Origin of the sequence: Thermanaeromonas sp., assembly GCF_021890735.1 — a bacterium.
In the GTDB taxonomy this organism is placed as follows: domain Bacteria; phylum Bacillota; class DSM-521; order Neomoorellales; family Neomoorellaceae; genus Thermanaeromonas.
Genome location: NZ_JAKKUR010000125.1, coordinates 1 through 3442 on the forward strand (window position 1 = coordinate 1; position 3442 = coordinate 3442).

General features: G+C 55.2%; 2 protein-coding genes. Both read right to left on the reverse strand.

Annotation, left to right across the window (positions count from 1 at the left end; translation table 11 throughout):
* Nucleotides 1–696: stalk domain-containing protein (locus L5656_RS11000; protein ID WP_297202901.1), on the reverse strand; the 696-nt coding region annotated here is incomplete at its 3' end.
* A gap of 224 nt (nt 697–920) precedes the next feature.
* Nucleotides 921–3170, reverse strand: coding sequence for a YcdB/YcdC domain-containing protein (locus tag L5656_RS11005; RefSeq protein ID WP_297202903.1), 2250 nt, complete (start codon nt 3168–3170; stop codon nt 921–923).
* Nucleotides 3171–3442: the final 272 nt, after the last annotated feature.

Here is a 3442-nt window from a genome sequence, read left to right on the forward strand (position 1 = left end):
CTCCTTAGATCCCGTAAGGGGTTCCACTAGCTCAGCAGAGATCCACCCTACTTTACCACTAGCCCACTGGACCTGGTACCATCCCGGTACACTACCAAGTACCTTTAAGAGTGTGTCCTTTTTTACCACCGTCAGGACTTCATAATGGAGGCCGGGGCCTTTGCGTATATTTACGTAACTACCTATAACCCTGGCCTGTTCAAACCCTACCTTCTCCGGTATCCACAAGCGCACACTGAAGGAAGCGCCATCCCATTCCACCAAAGCCCCAAAGCTCTCAGCCACCACACGCACAGGAACCATAGTGGTGTTCTGCCTTAAGACAGGCGATGTATCGAGGTCAAACGTTTTACCATTTAAGCGGGCTTGCCTTTGGCCTATCCACAGCTCGAGGGTATTGCCGTCTCGCCGGATGATGACCTTCTGCTCTCTTCCCTGCCATTCCACCTGGGCACCCATCTGCTCCATAACAGCGCGGATAGGGATCAGGGTACGCCCAGAAGCATCTACATAAGGGGGTACTCCCGAATTCAGCAAGGTTCCATTTATATAAACTTTAACTTCGTTGCCTGCCTGGGCCGATGGGGTACCTAATCCCAATAAAGCTATGTATAACAGCAATAACCAAGAGACCACCCGGACTACCCGTCTCCAGGGTAATGGGGCGACCCGGCTACCCTGTGGACGCCTAGACAAAGCCTTTCTCTCCTCCCTGGTAAAACTGGTATCAGCCTACTAAATTCGCCATTTATGTCGAGTCTCCTCCCTTTAGGTAACCAAAAAGGTTTTGCCATTTTAATCCAAGTAGGAAGCAATGAAAGTATGGCCTTAGAGTCGAACGGGTGGGCGAATGGCAGAACAAGGCTACGTATCCTGACCGGGCTGTCCGCCCGGTCCGCCCCCGAGAGGGCGGAAAGGGGCTACCACCCCCGTCCGCCCTCTAGGAGCGGCAGCGCCCGGATCACCGCGGCGGCGAGTTCCTCCCAGGTCACCGGGTCGTCCGGCCGGAACTTACCTATACCGTCTCCCCGCATGAGCCCCAGCCCATAGGCCAGCCCGATATAGTTCTGTTCGCGGACGGAAAGGGTCTCTAAGTCGGTGAAGGGTGAAGTGATCCGATTGGGTATGCCTGCCACCTCACCGTATCTCGCGGCGTTGACCAGCCACGCGGCCAGTGTTTTTCTATCTAAAGGCTTATCTGGAGCGAAAGACCCTTCCTTGGGCAGGATACCTAAGGCCACCGCGGTCTCGACCGTGCCGAAGTCGGGGTCGGCAGGCAGCAGGTCGCGGAAACTGGGAGAAGAGGGAACCTCCTCGTGGCCATAGTAGCGCCTGGCGGCAGCTACCAACACCCGCACGGCCTCCCGCCTGGTTACCGGTGCTGACGGCACAAACTTTTCCGGTGGAGGAAGGAGGTCGCTTTCAGCCAAAAGCTGCAGAGCCTCTGCCGCCCAGCTTTGTTGGAAATTATAGTCGGTTCTGGCCCCTTGCCACGGCCGGCCATCAGGGCCCAATGCCTCTCCGGTCAGCGCATCCACGGCCTCTACCTGAGGTACCAAAGAGTATACGAGCTTCGCTTGCGCACCTTTCCCGCGGCCATCGCCCGTCCAGGGCAGGTAATACTTTAACTTGTACGCAGCGTGGGCCATCCACTTGCTCGCTGCTTCTGCCGGCGAGATAACGCCCTCGGCCGGCGGGAAGGTTACCCGGTGCCACTCGCACCGGTAGCCCACCACCCGGCCGTCGGAAGCAATACTTACCTCCATGCCGTCCATGGGGAAGGGTACGCCGTTTACCACCCGGAAAAACCGGAAAGAGTAAGTTTCTGCGCCCTGCCGCCATTCTAGCGGACTTTTCTCTAAAGCTACATGGCTCGCATAGGCAGGGCTAGCTTTCTGGATAAAGTCTCGGGCCACGGCCAAAGCCTCGTCTCGTGTAACATGTTTTCCTCCAGGGCCGGAAGGTTGCCCGCGGAAGGTAGGATCGTGGAACTCCACAACCTCCCCGGTGGCCGGGTCGATACCCACAGTCGGTGCCGCTCCTTTCAGCCCTTCTGAGCGCAGTACATAACTCCACCACGACTGCCTGCCCAAGGGGCCGCTGCTTTCGCCCCCACCGGACCGCTCCACCTGCCCTTCATAACCCAGGGCTTTAAAGAACTTTTCAGCAACCTCCCTGGCCTTAACCGGATCCACCCCTGTAGCGGGAGCTGTAGGAGGATTCATTTCCTCTCTAATATGTAAGTAATCTTCGGGAGCATACAATATGGGGTCTTTAGCTGGCTCTCCCTGAAAGTTGAGGAAATCCCCTGTACGGGCATCTACCAGGTTAGCATACCGGCTGTTGACCTGGTAGACCAGTTTCACCTGGGGTGAACCCCCTGCACTACCAGGGAAAACCGTGTAAACCTGCGCCATCCCCGCCTTTTCTACAACCCGTGCGGGGATCGCATTGGCCTCCAACACGGGCCCATCAGGGGGAAACTTTATATCCTCCCGCCATAGTAAGCTGTAACCGGTAACCAGGCCGGTCACCGCATCCACAGAGATGTGGAGACCATCGTCTCCTACAGGTATTCCGTTGTGGGTGCGGACCCAGGAGAAATGGTAGGCGATGCTCAAAGGCCCTTTAGGGTAGCCAAAATACCCAGATGGATAGGGTTCATAATTCATCTGAGCGAACTTCTCCGGCTGCAACCGCCGGGCGAGACTCTCAGCTATTTGTCGGGCCTTATCGCGGGAGATGAGGCCCCTACTTTCTCCAGTCCCTACTTGGGGTACTGGATACCAATACATTTCCAGAATCTCCCCCGTGGCTGCGTCTACTGTGGCCCGGTAACCCTGGGGGAAACCCGGCCGGTAGGATAGACGTTCCTCTGTATTAATGCGCCATACTGTACGGCCGCGGTAACTGTCTTCTTCCAGTTCGATCCGCATAACCCCATCTGCAGGAAGATAGGGAAATGCTTCTCTTATGATGGCCAGGGCCTCCCGGTCAGATATATGCGGTTTCTTCTGGCCCTCCTCTACCGGTACCGCCGGCCTCTTACCTTCTTCGGAGGATATACTTTCGGCCGAAAGTGCGGCTGCCCTCCCCGAAACCAAAACAAGAAAACCGGCCAAAAGCACAACGATCGCCAGCAAATACCCCCGTTTTCTCCTAGCGCTCATTTCTTCACTCCCCCAAAATTAAGACAATTTTTCCACCTCATTACCTCTTTTACCGAAGAGCGAAAAGAGTTTATCTAATTCCACGATAAACAAGCGCTAACCTCTCCATTCACATTTTGCGACCGCTGACCATGACCGCTGACATCTTAGGTATTAACCTTAAACTAAAAACGGCTTGCGTTTAACTAGCCCATAGGAATCACCTCTTCCCTATTCTATACCATATTGACGCTAATGAAAGGAAAAAGGTTGCATTCTTGGCAAAAAATTTT

What these genes read in the sequence shown, in the direction of transcription:
- L5656_RS11005 (WP_297202903.1), bottom strand. Translation starts at nt 3,170, where the DNA reads ATGAGCGCTAGGAGAAAACGGGGGTATTTGCTGGCGATCGTTGTGCTT.